Raw genomic sequence first — 15577 nt, 5'->3', positions numbered from 1 at the left:
TGGCGGCTTTCCGCGGCCAGTTGAGCGCGGATGCGGCTTTCGGACAAATCCCCCGGCCGGGGTGCGAGGCCGCGGTTTTCGGACAAAGCCGGGCGGGACGGTGAGGCCGGGACCGGCGCCGGCGCCGGCGGCGCCTGGCGGCAAGGGGACAGGTGCATACTGCATCGGTCGCCTCCATCACCAAGGATTTGAACATAACAAGAACAAAGACGCCGAGGCAACCGTTTCCTAGCCGCGCGACCTGTCGCCTCGGAAAAACCGCGTTGATCTTTCTGCGCCCGGATGGGAGAGCCGGGCATGCGCGCATCATCCACCCTGCTGGCCGCCGGCCTGCTGTCCATCGGCATCGCCGCGGCGGCCGCGGCCCAGGCCCTGCCGCCGCCGGTGCTGCCACCCAATGCCGTGTCGCCCTACGCCGGGCCGTCGCTGCGGCCGACCCCGAATGCCCCGCCACCGCCCGGCCGCGGCCTCTGCACCGAGGCCCTGCCCTGCCGCACCGCGCTGGGCGAGCCGTTCTACTACACGCCCTCCGGCGACAAGCGGCTGCTGGGCCGGCGCTGAGCCGCCGCCGTTGCGGCGATGCGCATGCCCTTCCCGGGCCGGCGCCGCGCCGCCACACTCGGGGGATGTCCGGCCCCATCCGCGTCGCCCGCACCCAAGCCGGCGCCCTCACCTATGTCGTCCCCGTCCCGCCCGAGCACCTGCCGCCGGTCGCTCCCGGCGACCTGCTCGCCGCCTGGTCGCTGGCCCGCCGCGCCGCAGCGCTCGAGTTGTGGGGCCCGCCCCGGCTGCTGCGCTTCGACCGGCCGGATGGCGAGGCCACCGAGATCGCCATCGCCGATGCCGATGCCGGTTGCTGGGCGGAGGCGATCGACGAGGGCTACGACCTGCAGTCCCTGCCCGGCCTGGCGCTGTGCCTGCGGCTGCTGGCGCTGGTCGAGGTCCTGGCGCGGGTCCCGGCGCTCGCCCCGCTGTTCGAGGTCACCCCGGACGGGATCGAGCTGCACCCGGCGCTGCTGGAGGCAGCGGCGACATTGCCGCTCGACGCCGGCGCCCGGTTCGACGAATCCGCGATAAGGCGTCTATTGTCCCGTCGCCTGCCGCCAGGCGCCGCCGACCGGCGCCGCATCGCATGAGAAGACCTGCATGACCCGTCCGCTGCCCCGCCTGCCCCGCCTTTTCAGCCGCTCCGCGCGCGGGGCGCTGCCGGGGCTGCTGCTCGCCGGCCTGGTGCTGTCCGCCTGCGCCGGCGGCGGGCGCGACCCGGCGATCTCCCCGGTCAGCCTCGCCCCGCCGGCGGCGGGCGGCGGCGGCGCCGCGGTCCGCAGCGCGCCGGGCCAGGCCCTCACCGCCCCGGCGCCGGGCCAGGCGGTGCGCGACCAGGCCGCCGTCGCCTCGGCCTGCCGGCGCGACGCCGACCGCATCATCGTCACCCGCGACCGCGGCCAGCTGATGCGGGAGGACGAGCGCGACAGCCGGGTCGGGTCGCAGGCCAGCATCTATTCGCAGCGGGCGGAGACCGACCGGCTCGGCCGGCTGTTCGAGCGCGACCGGCTGGCCGACCAGTGCGTCCAGGAGAACACCCGCGCCGCGCCGCAGCGCTGAGCATGCCCTCCCCGCCGGGCTTGGACTGACCGCGTGGCCAATCTCGGGGCGCTGGGCCGGGCGCTGTCGCACCACGATGCCAGGCTTTTCTTCGCGGCGTCGCTGATCTCCTGGACCGGGCTCTGGGTGCACCGGATCGCGATCTCCTGGCTGGCCTGGCAGATGACCGGCAGCGCCTTCTGGGTCGGCATGGTCGCCTTCTGCGACCTGGCGCCGGCGGTGGTGTTCAGCCCGATCGCCGGTGCGGTCGCCGACCGCATGGACCGGGTTCGGCTGACCATGCTGGCGCAATCGGCCATCGCCCTGCAGGCCGCCATGGTCGCCGCGCTGATCTGGAGCGGCCACCTGACCATCGGCCTGCTGCTGGTGCTGGAGGTCTTCAGCGGCATCGCCGCCAGCTTCTCCCAGCCGGCGCGGCAATCCCTGATGCCGAGCCTGGTGCCGCGGGCCGACCTGCCGGCCGCGGTCGCCTGCAATTCGCTCTGCTTCAACGTCGCCCGCTTCATCGGCCCGGCCATCGCCGGCCCGCTGATCGCGGTCGGCGGCGTGCTGCCGGCGGTGCTGCTGAACTGCGCCGCCTACCTGATCGCCACCTTCACCATGCCCTTGCTGCGGATCGACCGCGCCGAGCGCCGCGGCCATGCGCCCGAGGCCAGCGTCTGGGCCGAGGCGATCGCCGGGTTCCGCTATGCCGGGGGGCATCCGGGGATCGGCCCGCTGCTCGGCTTCGCCGCCGTCGCCTCGATCCTGATGCGCGGGGTGCAGGAGATCCTGCCGCCCTTCGTCGAGCGGCTGTTCCTGCGCGGCCCGGACGGGCTGGCGATGCTGACCGCCTGCATCGGCATCGGCGCACTGTTCTCCGGCCTCTGGGTCGCGAACCGGGGCCGGGTGGAGGGCACCACCGCGCTGGCGGTGGGCGCGGTCGGCGTGCAGGCGCTGGCGACCATCGGTTTCGTCGCCACCGGCGTCTTCCCCTTCGCCCTGCTTTGCGCCGCGATCATGGGCGCGGCCGGGTCGGTGCACGGGATCTCGACCCAGACCCTGGTGCAGAATGCCGCGGATCCGGCGATGCGCGGCCGGGTGCTCAGCCTCTGGGGGATGATCACCCGGGCCTGTCCGGCGCTCGGCGCGCTGGTGCTGGGCGGGTTGGGGGAGGTGCTGGGGCTGCGGCTGCCGACCTTCCTGGCGATGCTGCTCGCGCTCGGCGTGCTGGCCTGGGGGGTGCGGCGGCTGCCGGTCATGACGCGGGTGCTGGAGGCGCGCGACCCCGACGGAACGCGTTCCTGAACCACGGCAAGCCGCCGCCGCCGGCCGGGCTGCGGCCGGTCTGCCGGCGTGGTGGTCTTGATCCAGCGCAAGGGCGGGGGCGGACGGTCCACGCAACCTCCACGATTGCGGGAACCATCGGCGATCAACTCCCGCACGGGGAGAGACCATGCCCAGCAAGACCAAGACGACGACCGACTTCTGGTACGAGCGGTATGCGCTGCACAGCAAGCCGGCGGTCGACGACCAGACGTTCCTCGACGACGCCATATCGACCCACAACCTTGCCATTGCCGAACATATCGCCAGCAAGACGCTGCTGGTCACCGGCATCGCCGCCGCCGGGCTCGCCCTGAGCCTCGCCGTCGCCGAGGCGGCGACGGCGAGGGCCGCCATGGTCGCGGCGGAATGGGCCTGGAAGATGGCCCTGCGCTTCGCGCCCTACCTGGCGGATTCGCGCGCGCAAGTGGTGGCCACCACCATCGCCACCTATACCGGGCTCAAGGCGGTCGAGGACGCGGCCGATACCGCCTACCAGGCGGCCAAGGACAAGCTGTCCGGATGGATCGACGAGTACCATCAGCTGCAGCAGGACAAGGCCGACTTGGTCGCCACGTGGAAGCCGATCATCGCCAGGGAATTCCGCGAGGCGCGGCTTGCGGCCGATGCCGACACCCTGGCCTATGCCAAGTCGGCCGACCCGCTGCTGCTCGACCTCGATGGCGGCGGCGTGGCACTGGTCGGCCTCGAGGACAGCACGGCCGAGTTCGCCTGGCATGCCGATGCGCCGGCGACGCGCACCGGCTGGATGGGCGAAGGCACCGGCATGCTGGTGACCCTGGCCGCCGACGGCCGGCCGCTGCCCTTCACCGAGAGCGCGGCCTTCGGCGACGGGCTCGACCGGCTGGCCAGCCTCGATGCGAACCGCGACGGCCGGATCGACGCCGCCGACGCGGGCTTCGCCGTGCTGCGGGTCTGGCAGGACGGCGACGGCGACGGCGCGGTGGATCCGGGAGAGATCCGCAGCCTCGACGAACGCGGCATCGCCGGCCTCGACCTCGCCGCCGAGACGGCGAGCGAGATGCGCGACGGCAACACGGTGACGCGGATCGGCAGCTTCACCCTGGCCGACGGGACGGTCCGGGAGATGGTCGATGCCTGGTTCGCCCGGGCGCCGGCGGCCGCGGCCATTCTGCTGCCAGAGGCCGGCGGCAGCATCGCCCTCGGCGGCGCGGCGGCGACCGTGCTCGGTGGCAGCGGCCCGGATGCCGTCACCTTCGGCGCCGGCCTGGCCACGGTCACCGGCGGCGAAGGCGGCGGCAACAGCTTCATCTTCGTCAAGGGCAGCATCGCCGCGGCGGTCGGTGGCCAGGTCGACCGGGTGACCGACTTCCATCTCGCCGGCGCCGGCACGGCGGACCGGAGCGACCAGGTCGTGCTGCGCGGCTTCAGCGCCGAGGCGCGGCTGGTCTTCGATCGCGACCTCGACTCCGGCCGGCACCTCTATCGCGTGGTCGACGGCGACTACGTGGCGGCGATCGAGCTCGACCATGCCGGCAGCGGCGCCGCGCCCGCCCAGGCGGCGTGGCTGGTCATCGCCTGAGGCGGGGCCGCCGGCCGGCTTCCGCGTCTCTTGACCCGCCGGCCGGTTGCGGCCGGCAGGGGCTGCCGCCACAAGCACGACCCGATGCACGACACCGCCCATACCCATGCCAGGCTGTTCTTCGAGAACTACTGGCAGCCGGAATTCGCCACGGTGGCCGAGCTCGGCAGCTACGACGTCAACGGCCGGCTGCGCGACCATGCGCCGCCCGGGGTCCGCTATGTCGGCATGGACATGGCCCCCGGCCCCGGCGTCGACGTGGTGGTGGCCCCTGGCGCGCCGCTGCCGCTGGCCGATGCCAGCGTCGACGTCGCCGTCACCTCCTCCTGCTTCGAGCACGACATCGCCTTCTGGGACAGCTTCCTGGAGCTCATCCGCATCCTCCGGCCCGGCGGGCTGCTCTACCTGAACGCGCCGAGCAATTACGCCGTGCACCGCTACCCCTTGGATTGCTGGCGCTTCTACCCGGATGCCGGGCTGGCGCTCTGCCAATGGGCCGGGCAGCGCGGCGTGGCGGTGGAGCTGGCGGAAAGCTTCATCGGCCAGCAGGGCGGCGAGGGCTGGTGCGACTTCGTCGCGGTCTTCCGCAAGGCCGGCCCCGGCGCCCTGCGCCGCCGCGGCCGGATCGCCGGCCATGCGCCGGGGTCCAACATCCTCGATGGCGGCGCTGGCGGCGAGCCGGTGCGGGAGGCCGAGCGCGGCCAGACCGACGAGATGCTGGCGATCGACGGGCTGCGCGCCACCCTCGCCGAGCGGGACGCGGCGCTGGCGCGGCAGGCCGTGGACCTCGGCCGGCAGGAGGCGGCGCTGGCGGCCCGCGAGGCCGAGCTTGCCGCGCTGCGGGCGGAGGGCACGGCGCGCGCGGCGGCGCATGACGACCTCGCGGGACGTCTGGCCGCGCGCGAAGGGGACCTCGCTGCCTGCGCCGGCCGCCTGGCCGAAAGCGAGGCCGCGGGTACGGCGCTGGCTGACCGGCTGGCCGGGGCCGAGGCGGCACTCGGCGCGATGCGGGCCGAAGCGGCGGCGGGTGCCGCCGCTTTGGCGCAGGCGGAAGGGCATCTGCGGCGGGTGCTGGGCAGCCGGTCCTGGCAGCTTACCGCGCCGCTGCGTGCGGTGCTGACGCTGCTGCACCGGCACTGACCGGGCGGCACGGCCGCGGCGCCGGCGCTACTCGACCCGGATCTGCCCGGCGCGGACGATGGCGCCGAATTCCTCCCGCTCCGCGCGGATGAAGTCCAGCGTCTCGGCTGGGGTGGAGAGGCGGGGCGTCCCGCCCAATTCGCGGAACCGGGCGACCAAGGGCTCCTCCTGCAAAGCCTGGTTGATCGCCGCGTTGAGCCGCCCGATCGCCTCGGGCGGGGTGGCTTTCGGCGCCATGAAGGCGTACCAGGCGACCCATTCTCGTTCGTCGAGCCCGGTCTCCAGCACGGTCGGCACCGCCGGCAGGCGCTCCGTCCGCGCGCGCGCGGTGACCGCCAGGGCCCGCAGCCGGCCGCCGAGGACATGGCCGGAACTGGCGCCCAGGCTGTCGAGCACGATCGGCACCTCGCCGGCGATGGTCGCCAGCAGGGATTGCGGCGTGCTGCGATAGGGCACCGCCGGCAGGTCCAGCCGGTGGCGCCGCTTGAAGTCCTCCATCACCAGATGCGGGATGCTGCCCGAGGCCGGCAGCCCGTAGCGCCACGCCCCGGGTTCCGCCTGCACCCGCGCGACCATCTCGCCCAGGCTGCGGAAGGGCGTGGCCGGGTTGACCATCCAGACCAGCGGCGAGGTGACGGCGACCGCGATGGCGGCCAGGTCCTCCACCGGGTCGAGCGGCATGTTGGGATAGACGCTGGTGCCGATCGAGATCGCGCCGACATGGGCGAACATGAAGGTGTAGCCATCGGCCGGGCTGCGCTGCAGCTCCTGCATGCCGATCGTGCCGTTGGCGCCGGGCTTGTTGTCGACCACCACCGGCTGGCCCAGCAGTTCGGACAGGCGCGGCGCCAGCAGGCGGGCATAGACCTCGTAGCCGCCGGCGGCGCTGGGGACGATGCAGCGGAGCGGGCGGCTGGGCCAGGGGCGCGGCTGGGCGGCGGCCGGCAGGGCGGCCAGCAGCCCGAGCGCCGTGCGGCGTGGCAGGTGCATCGGTCTTCCTCCCCCGTTTTCCGGGATCGAAGCAGGAAAGCCGCCCGAGGGGAACCGCCCGCGGCGGGGCTGCCCAGCCGGCACCGCGGCGGCTACCCTGACGCCTGGGCGTCGAGGGAAGCGGGGATCATGCTGAAGGCCGGGATCGTGGGCATGGGCCGCTGGGGCCGCGTGCTGGTGGACAGCGTGCAGCGGAATAACGATGCGGGCATCCGCTTCGTCGCCGGCTGCACCGGCACGCCGTCCAAGGCGCGCGACTGGGCGGCCGAGCAGGGCATCCGCCTGCATGACGGGTTCGCGGCGGTGCTGGCCGACCCCGAGGTCGAGGCGATCGTCCTCGCCACCCCGCACAAGCAGCATGCCGAGCAGGTCGTCGCCGCGGCGAAGCTTGGGAAACATGTCTTCGTCGAGAAGCCCTTCACCCTGAGCAAGGCCAGCGCCGAGGCAGCGGTCGCCGCCTGCCAGGCGGCCGGCGTCGTCCTGGCGCTCGGCCACAACCGCCGCTTCCTGCCGGCGACCGCCGAGATGCAGCGGCTGCTGGCCGAAGGCGCGCTGGGGACGGTGCTGCATGCCGAGGGGCATATCAGCGGCCCCGCCGCCGCGGCCTGGACGGAAGGCATGTGGCGCGCCGACCGCGCGGAGAGCCCGCTCGGCGGCATGGGCGGCATGGGAATCCACATGGTGGACATGCTGATCTGCCTGATGGGCCGCTTCGCCGAGGTGACGGTGCAGTCGCTGCGCCGGGTCTCGCCGCATGTGGACGACACCACGGCGATGCTGGCACGCTTCGAATCGGGGGCTACCTGCACCTTCGCCACCCTGTCGCTGGCGCCGCAGGCCTGGCGCGTCGCGCTCTTTGGCACCCGCGGCTCGCTCGAGATGCGCGGCCAGCAGCAGCTGGTTTTCGTTCCCGTCCCCGGCGCGGGGGAGGCCTGGACGAAGGATTATCCCAGGCTGGACATCGAGGCGGCGGAGCTCGCCGCCTTCGCCGCGGCGGCGGCCGGCGGCCCGGCCTATCCGCTGCCGCTGGCCGATGCCATCCATGGCGTCTCGGTGTTCGAGACGATGATCGGCGCCGCGGCGTCGGGCAGCAGCTACGCGGTGGCGTGAGGATCCGCCGCGACGACAAGGGGCGATCGGCGGAGGACCGTCCCGCGGTGGCTGCCGGATGGGTCGGCCTGCGTCCCGCGGAACCACGGCCGATGCCGCCACCGACCGCCCGCTCCGGCATTCCCGCCCTGGCCGGCCATGCGGTTCGGCCGCACGGCAAGCATTCAATGCCGCATCGGCTGCCTCCCTGCCCCACCCGATCGGCAGGGTGATCAGGCCTCGCGGGCGGCCGATCCGGGCAATTGCCACATGTCGCCGATGATCCGGTCGTAGCTGCACGGCTCATAGGCGACGGTGGCGTTGCCGTCATAATGGGTGATCTCGCCGAACCAGAACCGGCCGAGTGCGAGATAGAGATCGACGCGGGCGAAGTCGAAGTCGGCGCCCAGCCGTTCCGCCAGCCGCATCGCCTCGGTGATCCCGGGCGGCGGTGACCAGTCTGGGTCGGCGGGATGGATCTGGTTGACCGGCAGGGGGTGCATGGCCCGGTCGAAGAAGGTGATCCGATGGTCGCCGAAGCGGCCGGTATGCACGCGCAGCAGGCGCATCCGGCCGTTGAAGACGTAGAATTTCAGGTCGGCCGGGATCTCGCCGGCCTCGTCCAGCAGCATGGTCTCGGCCAGCAGCCGGGGCTGGATGTCCCGGTAGCCCCACTCGCCCGTCGCCGCGGCATGGTTGTGCCGGAGCCACCCCGCCGCGGTGGCGAGCGCGGCGTCGCGGTCGACCGCGGCCTTGTCATGGACCAGCAGGTTCATGTTCCAGCCGTGGCTCGCCTTCAACACGAAGCGGGGCGGCAGCGCGGCCCAGTCGATCGCCTCGGCACGGTCCCAGGTGCCGAGCAGCGGCACCAGGATGTCGGGGGACGCCTTCGCCGCGACATACCGACGCACCGCCAGCTTGTCGGTGGTCAGCGCGATCAGCGGGTTGCGGTCGTGCAGGATCCGCCAGGCGACCTTCTCGTTGAAGGTTCGCGGACGATTGAAATTCGGCTCGTAGCCGAGTGCGGCGCGCATCCGTCGCCGCAGGCGACGCGCCTCCCGCAGCCGCTGCAACGGTGGGACCGCCTGCACGACCCTCGAAAAAAGGGTCCTGAGACCGAATGACGGCAGAGCCACGGCCCCGGGCACAAGCGATGGCCGCAGCGACGTCAGTCTGGGGGAGTCACTGCCATCATCAGCGGAAATATCCATGCAGGAAACAGGACCTTGTTCTTGAACTGCATGGACCCGGCAGCCACCGACCAAAATGATAGCCTAAGGGTCGTCCTGGAAGAAGACCGCAATATCTGAAGCAGTCGCGATTAGTATATCTCGTTGATTGCCGAAATAAACGCGCCCATGCGATGAAGCGGCATCCCAAAACGGGAAGCGCTGATTTCATTTATCGTTATAATTGCGATCTTGTTGCCGATGGTTGGCCGATTTTTGTCCCTCGATCGCGCCGGCGCAGGATGGCGGGGGCATGCGGTCGGTGGATGAGGGCGCGGTGCCGAAGGGACGACGGACCCCCTCCCCACCGGGCGCAGGCCGGCCGGGAGGAGCACCGGACGCTCGATCGCGTCGAGCACGTGCCGTGCCGCGAACGGAACGGGCGCAATGCCGGCCCGACGACGGCAGCCATCGGCTGCCGAGAACGGCGACGAACGTGGCAAGCGAGGGGCCGCACCGGCCGCACCCGGCTACTCCGCACCAAGGGGATCGGCGGCGGCAGGCGCCAGATCCCGCGCGGCATCGAAGGCCTGCCGTCGCGGGCCACCATTTACGGCCCCGACCGGCCCGCCGGACAGCCGGCGACCTGAAGCCAGGCCGGCACCAGGATCGTCAGGCGATCCGGGCTGCGCCACCGTGTCAAGCACAGCGCCAGGGACCGTCCGGCGAATAACGGATCCGCGGAAAGCACCGGCAAGACGGGGGTGCACGGCCCGTCGCGCCGCGACCTCGCGCAGACTCCAGGAGGCATCGGGGAACTCCCCAAGGGGAACACCGGACCGATCGCCGCCCCCCCAGGATGACGCCTCCACCCTTTCGGTCTAGAACCGCCCGATCCGCAACGGAGAGGTCCCGCCATGTCCAAGATCACCCGCCAGGGCAGCAACCCCATCCTCTCGACCTCGGTCGAGTACCACAACTTCGTCTATCTGGCCGGCATCACCGCCGATGACCTCAGCAAGGACATCACCGGCCAGACCGAGGAAGTCATCGCCAAGATCGACGCGGCGCTGGAGAACAACGGCACCGACAAGACCCGGCTGCTGACCGCCCAGATCTGGCTGAAGCGGATCACCGACCGCGACACCATGAACAAGGTCTGGGTGAAGTGGCTTGGCGAGGACGGCCGCCCGGCACGCGCCTGCGTGCAGGCCGAAATGGCCGACCCGCGCCACCTGGTCGAGATCATGATCACCGCCTGCCGCTGAGCCGGACGGGGCCGGCGTGACATCTCGTCGGCCCCAGCCGAATCCGCCATGGCGGTCGCCAGCATGCATGCGTTGCATTTCTGCCACCACACTGTTGCATGACGTCTGATGGCCTTAAAAGCTAGGACGATGGTCCGTTCACGGACCGGTAAGCGGCGCGTGATCTGACGAATCACCGCTTGTTTCCCCTTGTTGCGCCGCAGCGGGTTGTTCCATTTACCCCTGCCTTGTTACCCCAGATTTCAGAGCGTGCCTCCCGACGACGTGAGCCAGCGCACAGACACGGTGTGCGGCTTCGGCCGGGGGGGATGACGGGGGCTGCAAGGGGGCTGGTTTTTCATGCGCGTCACTGGGACGACTTTGGCCGTCTGTGCCTTGCTGGGCGGCGTCGCGACTGCGACCGACGCCGAGGCCGCCCGGACCAAGCAGGACCCCGGTTACACCACGAAGGCCCCGCATTCCGCCCAGTCGCACAAGGCCGGACTCAGGCAGGCCGCCGTGCGCAGCGGCCGCCGCCATGCCAAGGGTCCCCGTCGCACCCGGAGCCATGCGACCGTCTCCGGCTGGGGTGGCGGCATCTCTTGCGTCCCTTATGCCCGCAGCGTCACCGGCATGGCGATCTCCGGCAATGGCGGCGACTGGTGGCACAATGCCGCCGGCAGCTATCGCCGCGGCAACCAGCCGGAACCGGGCTCGGTCATGGCCTTCCGCAGCAGCGGCGGCATGGCCCGCGGCCATGTCGCGGTGGTCGGCCGCGTGCTGAACGACCGGCAGGTGCTGATCGACCACGCCAACTGGGGCGGCCCGGGCATCCGCAAGGGCTCGGTCATGCACAACGTCAGCGTCGTCGATGTCTCCGACAACAACGACTGGACCGCGGTGAAGGTGCAGGTCGGCCATAGCGACCAGGCCTATGGCCGGACCTATCCGACCTACGGCTTCATCTACAACCGCCCGGCCGGCGACGACGCCCCGGTCTATGCCGCCGCCAAGCCGCTGGAGCGCAGCCTGCGCTTCGAGCAACTGGCCGAGATGCCGGTCGGCACCGGCTTCGCCGCCCAACCGGTCGCCTTCGAGCCGCAGGGCTTGGCCCCGCTGCGCAAGGCCGCGCCACGCCGCCACCGCTGAAGGCAGCGGCCCGCGCCGCGGGCCGATTTGCCGGCTTGCCTCCCCTTGCGCCACGGGGCCGGCATGGCAGGCTCCGTCCATGACCTGGTCCCTCCTGGCACGCGACCCGCAGACGGGTGAGCTCGGCGTCGCCGTCGCCACCCGCTTCTTCGCGGTCGGCGCGGTCTGCCCGCGGGTCGAGGGCGGGGTCGGCGCCGTCGCCACCCAGGCCCTGGTCAATCCGCTCTACGCCCCGGACGGGCTGGCCCGGCTGCGTGCCGGCGAAGCGCCGGAGCAGGCGCTGCAAGCCCTCATTGCGGCCGATGCCGGGCGCGACCACCGGCAACTGCATATCCTGGCCGCAGACGGCCGCATGGCGCGGCATACCGGCGCCGCCTGCCTGCCCTGGTGTGGCGGCGTGGCGGCGGCGGACGTCTCGGTCGCCGGCAACATGCTGGCCGGGCCGTGCGTGGTCGAGGCGACGCTGGAGGCCTTCCTCGCCCATGCCGGCCAGCCCATGGCGCTGCGGCTGATCAGCGCGCTGGAGGCCGGCGAGGCCGCCGGCGGCGACAGGCGCGGCAAGCAGTCTGCGGCGCTGCAGGTGGCCAGCCGCGACCCCTGGCCCGACCTCGACATCCGCACCGACGACCACCCCGACCCGCTGGCCGAATTGCGCCGGCTGCATGCGGTGGCACAGCGGCGCTACGTGCACCTCCGCCGCTTCCTGCCCGGCCGCGACCATCCCGGCGTCTTCGACCGCGCGGTGATCGATGCCGCCATCGCGGCCGCGACCCGCGCATGACCCCGCCGGTCCTCGAGGTCCTCGGCCTCAGCATCGAGTTCGCAACCGACCGCGGCCCGTTGCGGGCGGTGGACGGGGTCTCCTTCGGCGTCGCCGCAGGGCAGACGCTGGCCATCGTCGGCGAGAGCGGCTGCGGCAAGTCGGTGACGGCGCTCGCCATCATGGGGCTGCTGCCGCGCGACGTGCGGCTCGGCGGCGCCATCCGCTTGCTGGGGGAGGAATTGCTCGGCCACCCCGGCGACCCCTGGGCCGGCCGCCGCGGGCGCGACCTGGCGATGGTGTTCCAGGAGCCGATGACCAGCCTCAACCCCGCCTTCACCGCCGGCGAGCAGGTGGCGGAAGCCCTGCGGCTGCACGAGCGCCTGTCGCCCCGCGCCGCGATGGACCGGGCGGTGGAGATGCTGGCCCGCGTGCGCATCCCCGAGGCGGCGCGGCGCGCGGCGCAGTATCCGCACCAGCTCTCGGGCGGCATGCGGCAGCGGGTGATGATCGCCATGGCGCTGGCGTGCCGGCCGCGGCTGCTGATCTGCGACGAGCCGACCACGGCATTGGACGTGACCGTGCAGGCGCAGATCCTGTCGCTGCTCGACGAGCTGAAGCGCGAGACCGGGACGGCGGTGGTGCTGATCACCCATGACCTCGGCGTCGTCGCCGACCATGCCGACCAGGTCGCGGTGATGTATGCCGGCCGCATCGCCGAGGCCGCGCCGGCCGCTGCCATCTTCGCCCGGCCGGAGCATCCCTACACGGTCGGCCTGCTCGGCGCGGTGCCCTCAATCGAGGGCGGCGCCGGCCGGCTGGCCAGCATCGAGGGCACGGTGCCCGACCTGCGCGTCCCGCCGCCGGGCTGCCGCTTCGCCCCGCGCTGCCCCTTCGCCGCGGCGGATTGCGAGGCGCAGCCGCCGCTGGCCGAGGTCGCCGCGGGCCATGCCGCGGCCTGCTGGCGGGCGCCGCTCGACCAGGTGCTGGCGGCATGAGCGCGATCCTCGAGCTCGACGACCTGGCCAAGCATTTCCCGGTGCGCGACGCGCTCGGCCGGGCGCGCGGCGCGGTGCGCGCGGTGGATGGCGTCTCGCTGTCCGTGCCGCAGGGCAGCGTGTTGGCGATCGTCGGCGAGAGCGGCTGCGGCAAGTCCACCCTCGGCCGGCTGGCGCTGCGGCTGATCGAGCCCGACCGCGGCGCGGTGCGCTTCATGGGGGAGGACCTGCGGGCGCTCTCGGCCCGGGCGCTGCGGGCGCGGCGGCGCGACATGCAGCTGATCTTCCAGGACCCCTTCGCCAGCCTCGACCCGCGCATGACGGTGGAGGACGCGATCGCCGAGCCGCTGAAGCTGCACCCTGTCGTGCCGCGCGGGACGGAACGCGCCCAGGTGGCGCAGCTGCTGGAACGGGTCGGGCTGCGGCCGGAGGCGGCGCGGCGCTGGCCGCACGAGTTCAGCGGCGGCCAGCGGCAACGCATCGCCATCGCCCGGGCGCTCGCCAGCGGCCCGAAGCTGATCATCGGCGACGAGCCGGTCTCGGCGCTCGACGTCTCGGTCCAGGCGCAGGTGGTGAACCTGCTGCAGGACCTGATCCGCGACCTCGGCCTGACCTTCGTGCTGATCAGCCACGACCTCGGCGTGGTGCGGCACATCGCCGACCGGGTGGCGGTGATGTATCTCGGCACCATCGTCGAGGCGGGCCCGGCGGCGCAGGTCTTCGGCGCGCCGCGGCATCCCTATACCCGCGCCTTGCTGGCCGCGGTGCCGGGCCATGGCGCCCGTGCGGCGCCCATCGAGGGCGACCCGCCGAGCCCGATCGCGCCGCCCGCGGGCTGCCGCTTCCACACCCGGTGTCCGTTCGCCGAGGCGGTGTGCCGCACGGATGTGCCGGCGCTTGCCGGCAGCCACCATTCCGCCGCCTGCCACCTGCAGGACCGCCTGCCGCCCGCCGCGGCGCTGCACGAACGCAATGCCGGCGGCGACCGGCTGCGCCGGCTGCAGGCCTATTTCGGCGCGCCCGCGCCGCAACCAGAAGACACCGGGGTGATTGCATGATCCGCCAGACCGCCCTCGTCGCCCTCGCCGCGCTGTCGCTGACCGCCGCGGCACAGGCCCAGACCCTGCGCATCGGCCTGCGCGAGGACCCCGACATCCTCGACCCGACGCTGGCCCGCACCTTCGTCGGCCGCATCGTCTTCGCCGCGCTCTGCGACAAGCTCTTCGACATCAACGAGAAGCTGGAGATCGTCCCGCAGCTGGCCACCGGCTACCGCTGGGAAGACCCGAAGACGCTGCTGATCACGCTGCGGGACGAGGTAAGGTTCCACGACGGCGAACCGATGGACGCCGAAGCCGTGCGCTATTCGCTGAACCGGCACCTGACCCTGCAGGGCAGCTTCCGCCGCGGCGAGATCAACACCATGGAGGCGGTCGAGGTGGTGGACCCGAAGACGGTCCGCATCCGGCTGAAGGCGCCCTCCGCCCCCTTCCTGTCGCAGCTGACCGACCGGGCCGGGATGATCGTCTCCCCCAAGGCGGCCGAAGCCGCGGGGCGCAATTTCGGCACGAAGCCGGTCTGCGCCGGGCCCTACCGCTTCGTCGAGCGCGTCGCCCAGGACCGCATCGTGGTCGAGCGCTTCCCCGGCTACTGGAACGCCCCGGTCGTCACCATCCCGCGCATCACCTACCAGCCGATCCCGGACAACACCGTCCGCCTCGCCAACCTGCAATCCGGGTCGCTGGAGATGGTGCAGACCATCGAGCCGGACGACATCAAAACGGTGCAGAAGAACCCCAGGCTGAAGGTCGTCGCCTATGATGGCCTGGGCTACCAGAGCATCACGCTGAACCTGGCCAACGGCGCCCGGGCCGGCGGCCCCTTTGCCAAGGATCCGCGCGTCCGCGCCGCCTTCGAGCTGGCGATCGACCGCAACGCCATCAACCAGGTGGTCTACGAGGGCGCCTGGACGGTGACGGCGCAGCCGGTGCCGCCCTCCTCCCCCTACCACGTCAAGGAATTCCAGCCGCAGCCGCGCGACCTCGACACCGCCCGCGCGCTGCTGAAGCAGGCCGGCGTCACCCTGCCGGTGCAGCTGGAGCTGACCATCCCGAACAGCCCCGATTTGCGCCAGGTGGGCGAGGTGATCCAGGCGATGGTCAAGGAGGCCGGCTTCGAGCTGAAGCTGAGCGCGATGGAATTCGCCTCCTCCCTCCAGGCCGCCAACCGCGGCGAGTTCGAGACCTACCTGATCGGCTGGTCCGGCCGGGTCGATCCCGACGGCAACACCTGGACCTTCATGCATTCGGGCGGCGCGCAGAACGACGGCAAGTATGCCAGCCCCGAGGTCGACAAGCTGCTGGATGCGGCGCGCATCGAGCAGGACATGGCCAAGCGCCGCGCGCTCTATGCCGAGGTCTGGCAGATCGCGCTGCGACAGGACCGCAGCCGGATCTACCTGTGGCACGCCAAGAACATCGTCGCCCACACGACGAGGCTGAGCGGCTTCGTCCCGGTGCCGGACGGGCTGATCCGGCCGCAGGGGCTGCGGCTGCAATAGG

The 15577-nt window shown here is 72.3% G+C and carries 15 protein-coding genes; 13 read left to right on the top strand and 2 right to left on the bottom strand.

The window, feature by feature from the left end; genetic code table 11:
* Window positions 1–297: 297 nt before the first annotated feature.
* The 6 genes from ACFQS7_RS11185 to ACFQS7_RS11160 all read left to right on the top strand — a co-directional run bounded on the left by ACFQS7_RS11185 (window position 298) and on the right by ACFQS7_RS11160 (window position 5614).
* Entirely contained in the window at window positions 298–561 is a 264-nt protein-coding gene (locus ACFQS7_RS11185; RefSeq protein ID WP_380067125.1) for a hypothetical protein, read from the top strand.
* A 65-nt stretch (window positions 562–626) separates the two neighbouring features.
* Window positions 627–1136, top strand: a complete 510-nt coding sequence (locus tag ACFQS7_RS11180) for a hypothetical protein (protein ID WP_380067124.1) — start codon at window positions 627–629, stop codon at window positions 1134–1136.
* A 10-nt stretch (window positions 1137–1146) separates the two neighbouring features.
* A complete protein-coding gene (locus tag ACFQS7_RS11175) occupies window positions 1147–1605 on the top strand; it encodes a hypothetical protein (protein ID WP_380067123.1) in 459 nt (152 codons plus the stop codon).
* Between the two features lie 33 nt (window positions 1606–1638).
* The gene (locus tag ACFQS7_RS11170; protein WP_380067122.1) at window positions 1639–2892 is read left to right on the top strand and encodes an MFS transporter; all 1254 of its coding nucleotides are present in this window, start codon (window positions 1639–1641) and stop codon (window positions 2890–2892) included.
* Between the two features lie 148 nt (window positions 2893–3040).
* Window positions 3041–4474 (top strand): hypothetical protein, encoded by a 1434-nt coding sequence (locus tag ACFQS7_RS11165; RefSeq protein ID WP_380067121.1) that lies wholly within the window; start codon window positions 3041–3043, stop codon window positions 4472–4474.
* Window positions 4475–4558: 84 nt separating this feature from the next.
* Window positions 4559–5614, top strand: a complete 1056-nt coding sequence (locus tag ACFQS7_RS11160; RefSeq protein ID WP_380067120.1) for a methyltransferase domain-containing protein — start codon at window positions 4559–4561, stop codon at window positions 5612–5614.
* Window positions 5615–5641: 27 nt separating this feature from the next.
* Here the strand turns inward: ACFQS7_RS11160 and ACFQS7_RS11155 are convergent, their stop codons facing one another.
* The gene (locus tag ACFQS7_RS11155) at window positions 5642–6604 is read right to left on the bottom strand and encodes a Bug family tripartite tricarboxylate transporter substrate binding protein (protein WP_380067119.1); all 963 of its coding nucleotides are present in this window, start codon (window positions 6602–6604) and stop codon (window positions 5642–5644) included.
* Between the two features lie 129 nt (window positions 6605–6733).
* Between ACFQS7_RS11155 and ACFQS7_RS11150 the strand changes: the two genes are divergently transcribed.
* The gene (locus ACFQS7_RS11150) at window positions 6734–7714 is read left to right on the top strand and encodes a Gfo/Idh/MocA family protein (protein ID WP_380067118.1); all 981 of its coding nucleotides are present in this window, start codon (window positions 6734–6736) and stop codon (window positions 7712–7714) included.
* A gap of 212 nt (window positions 7715–7926) precedes the next feature.
* On the opposite strand, the gene ACFQS7_RS11145 is transcribed toward ACFQS7_RS11150, so the two are convergent.
* Window positions 7927–8784 carry an ATP-grasp fold amidoligase family protein gene (locus ACFQS7_RS11145; RefSeq protein ID WP_380067117.1) on the bottom strand — a complete coding sequence of 286 codons (858 nt, stop codon included), beginning with the start codon at window positions 8782–8784 and terminating at the stop codon, window positions 7927–7929.
* Window positions 8785–9779: 995 nt separating this feature from the next.
* Here ACFQS7_RS11145 and ACFQS7_RS11140 point away from each other — a divergent pair.
* From ACFQS7_RS11140 to ACFQS7_RS11115, 6 genes are all read left to right on the top strand, one after another.
* Window positions 9780–10130 (top strand): RidA family protein, encoded by a 351-nt coding sequence (locus ACFQS7_RS11140; RefSeq protein ID WP_380067116.1) that lies wholly within the window; start codon window positions 9780–9782, stop codon window positions 10128–10130.
* 339 nt (window positions 10131–10469) lie between these two features.
* Window positions 10470–11258, top strand: a complete 789-nt coding sequence (locus tag ACFQS7_RS11135; RefSeq protein ID WP_380067115.1) for a CHAP domain-containing protein — start codon at window positions 10470–10472, stop codon at window positions 11256–11258.
* A gap of 79 nt (window positions 11259–11337) precedes the next feature.
* Entirely contained in the window at window positions 11338–12039 is a 702-nt protein-coding gene (locus tag ACFQS7_RS11130; protein ID WP_380067114.1) for a DUF1028 domain-containing protein, read from the top strand.
* Complete coding sequence (locus ACFQS7_RS11125) at window positions 12036–13016, top strand: ABC transporter ATP-binding protein (RefSeq protein ID WP_380067113.1); 981 nt, start codon at window positions 12036–12038, stop codon at window positions 13014–13016. Before ACFQS7_RS11130 ends, ACFQS7_RS11125 begins: the two co-directional genes overlap by 4 nt.
* Entirely contained in the window at window positions 13013–14074 is a 1062-nt protein-coding gene (locus tag ACFQS7_RS11120; RefSeq protein WP_380067112.1) for an ABC transporter ATP-binding protein, read from the top strand. The genes ACFQS7_RS11125 and ACFQS7_RS11120 overlap by 4 nt, the downstream gene beginning before the upstream one ends.
* Window positions 14071–15576 carry an ABC transporter substrate-binding protein gene (locus ACFQS7_RS11115; RefSeq protein ID WP_380067111.1) on the top strand — a complete coding sequence of 502 codons (1506 nt, stop codon included), beginning with the start codon at window positions 14071–14073 and terminating at the stop codon, window positions 15574–15576. Before ACFQS7_RS11120 ends, ACFQS7_RS11115 begins: the two co-directional genes overlap by 4 nt.
* Window position 15577 lies beyond the last annotated feature (1 nt).

Source organism: Dankookia sp. GCM10030260, assembly GCF_042666655.1.
In the GTDB taxonomy this organism is placed as follows: domain Bacteria; phylum Pseudomonadota; class Alphaproteobacteria; order Acetobacterales; family Acetobacteraceae; genus Paracraurococcus.
Note: the sequence above shows the minus strand (reverse complement) of the source record. Positions and strands in the feature narration are given on the sequence as shown.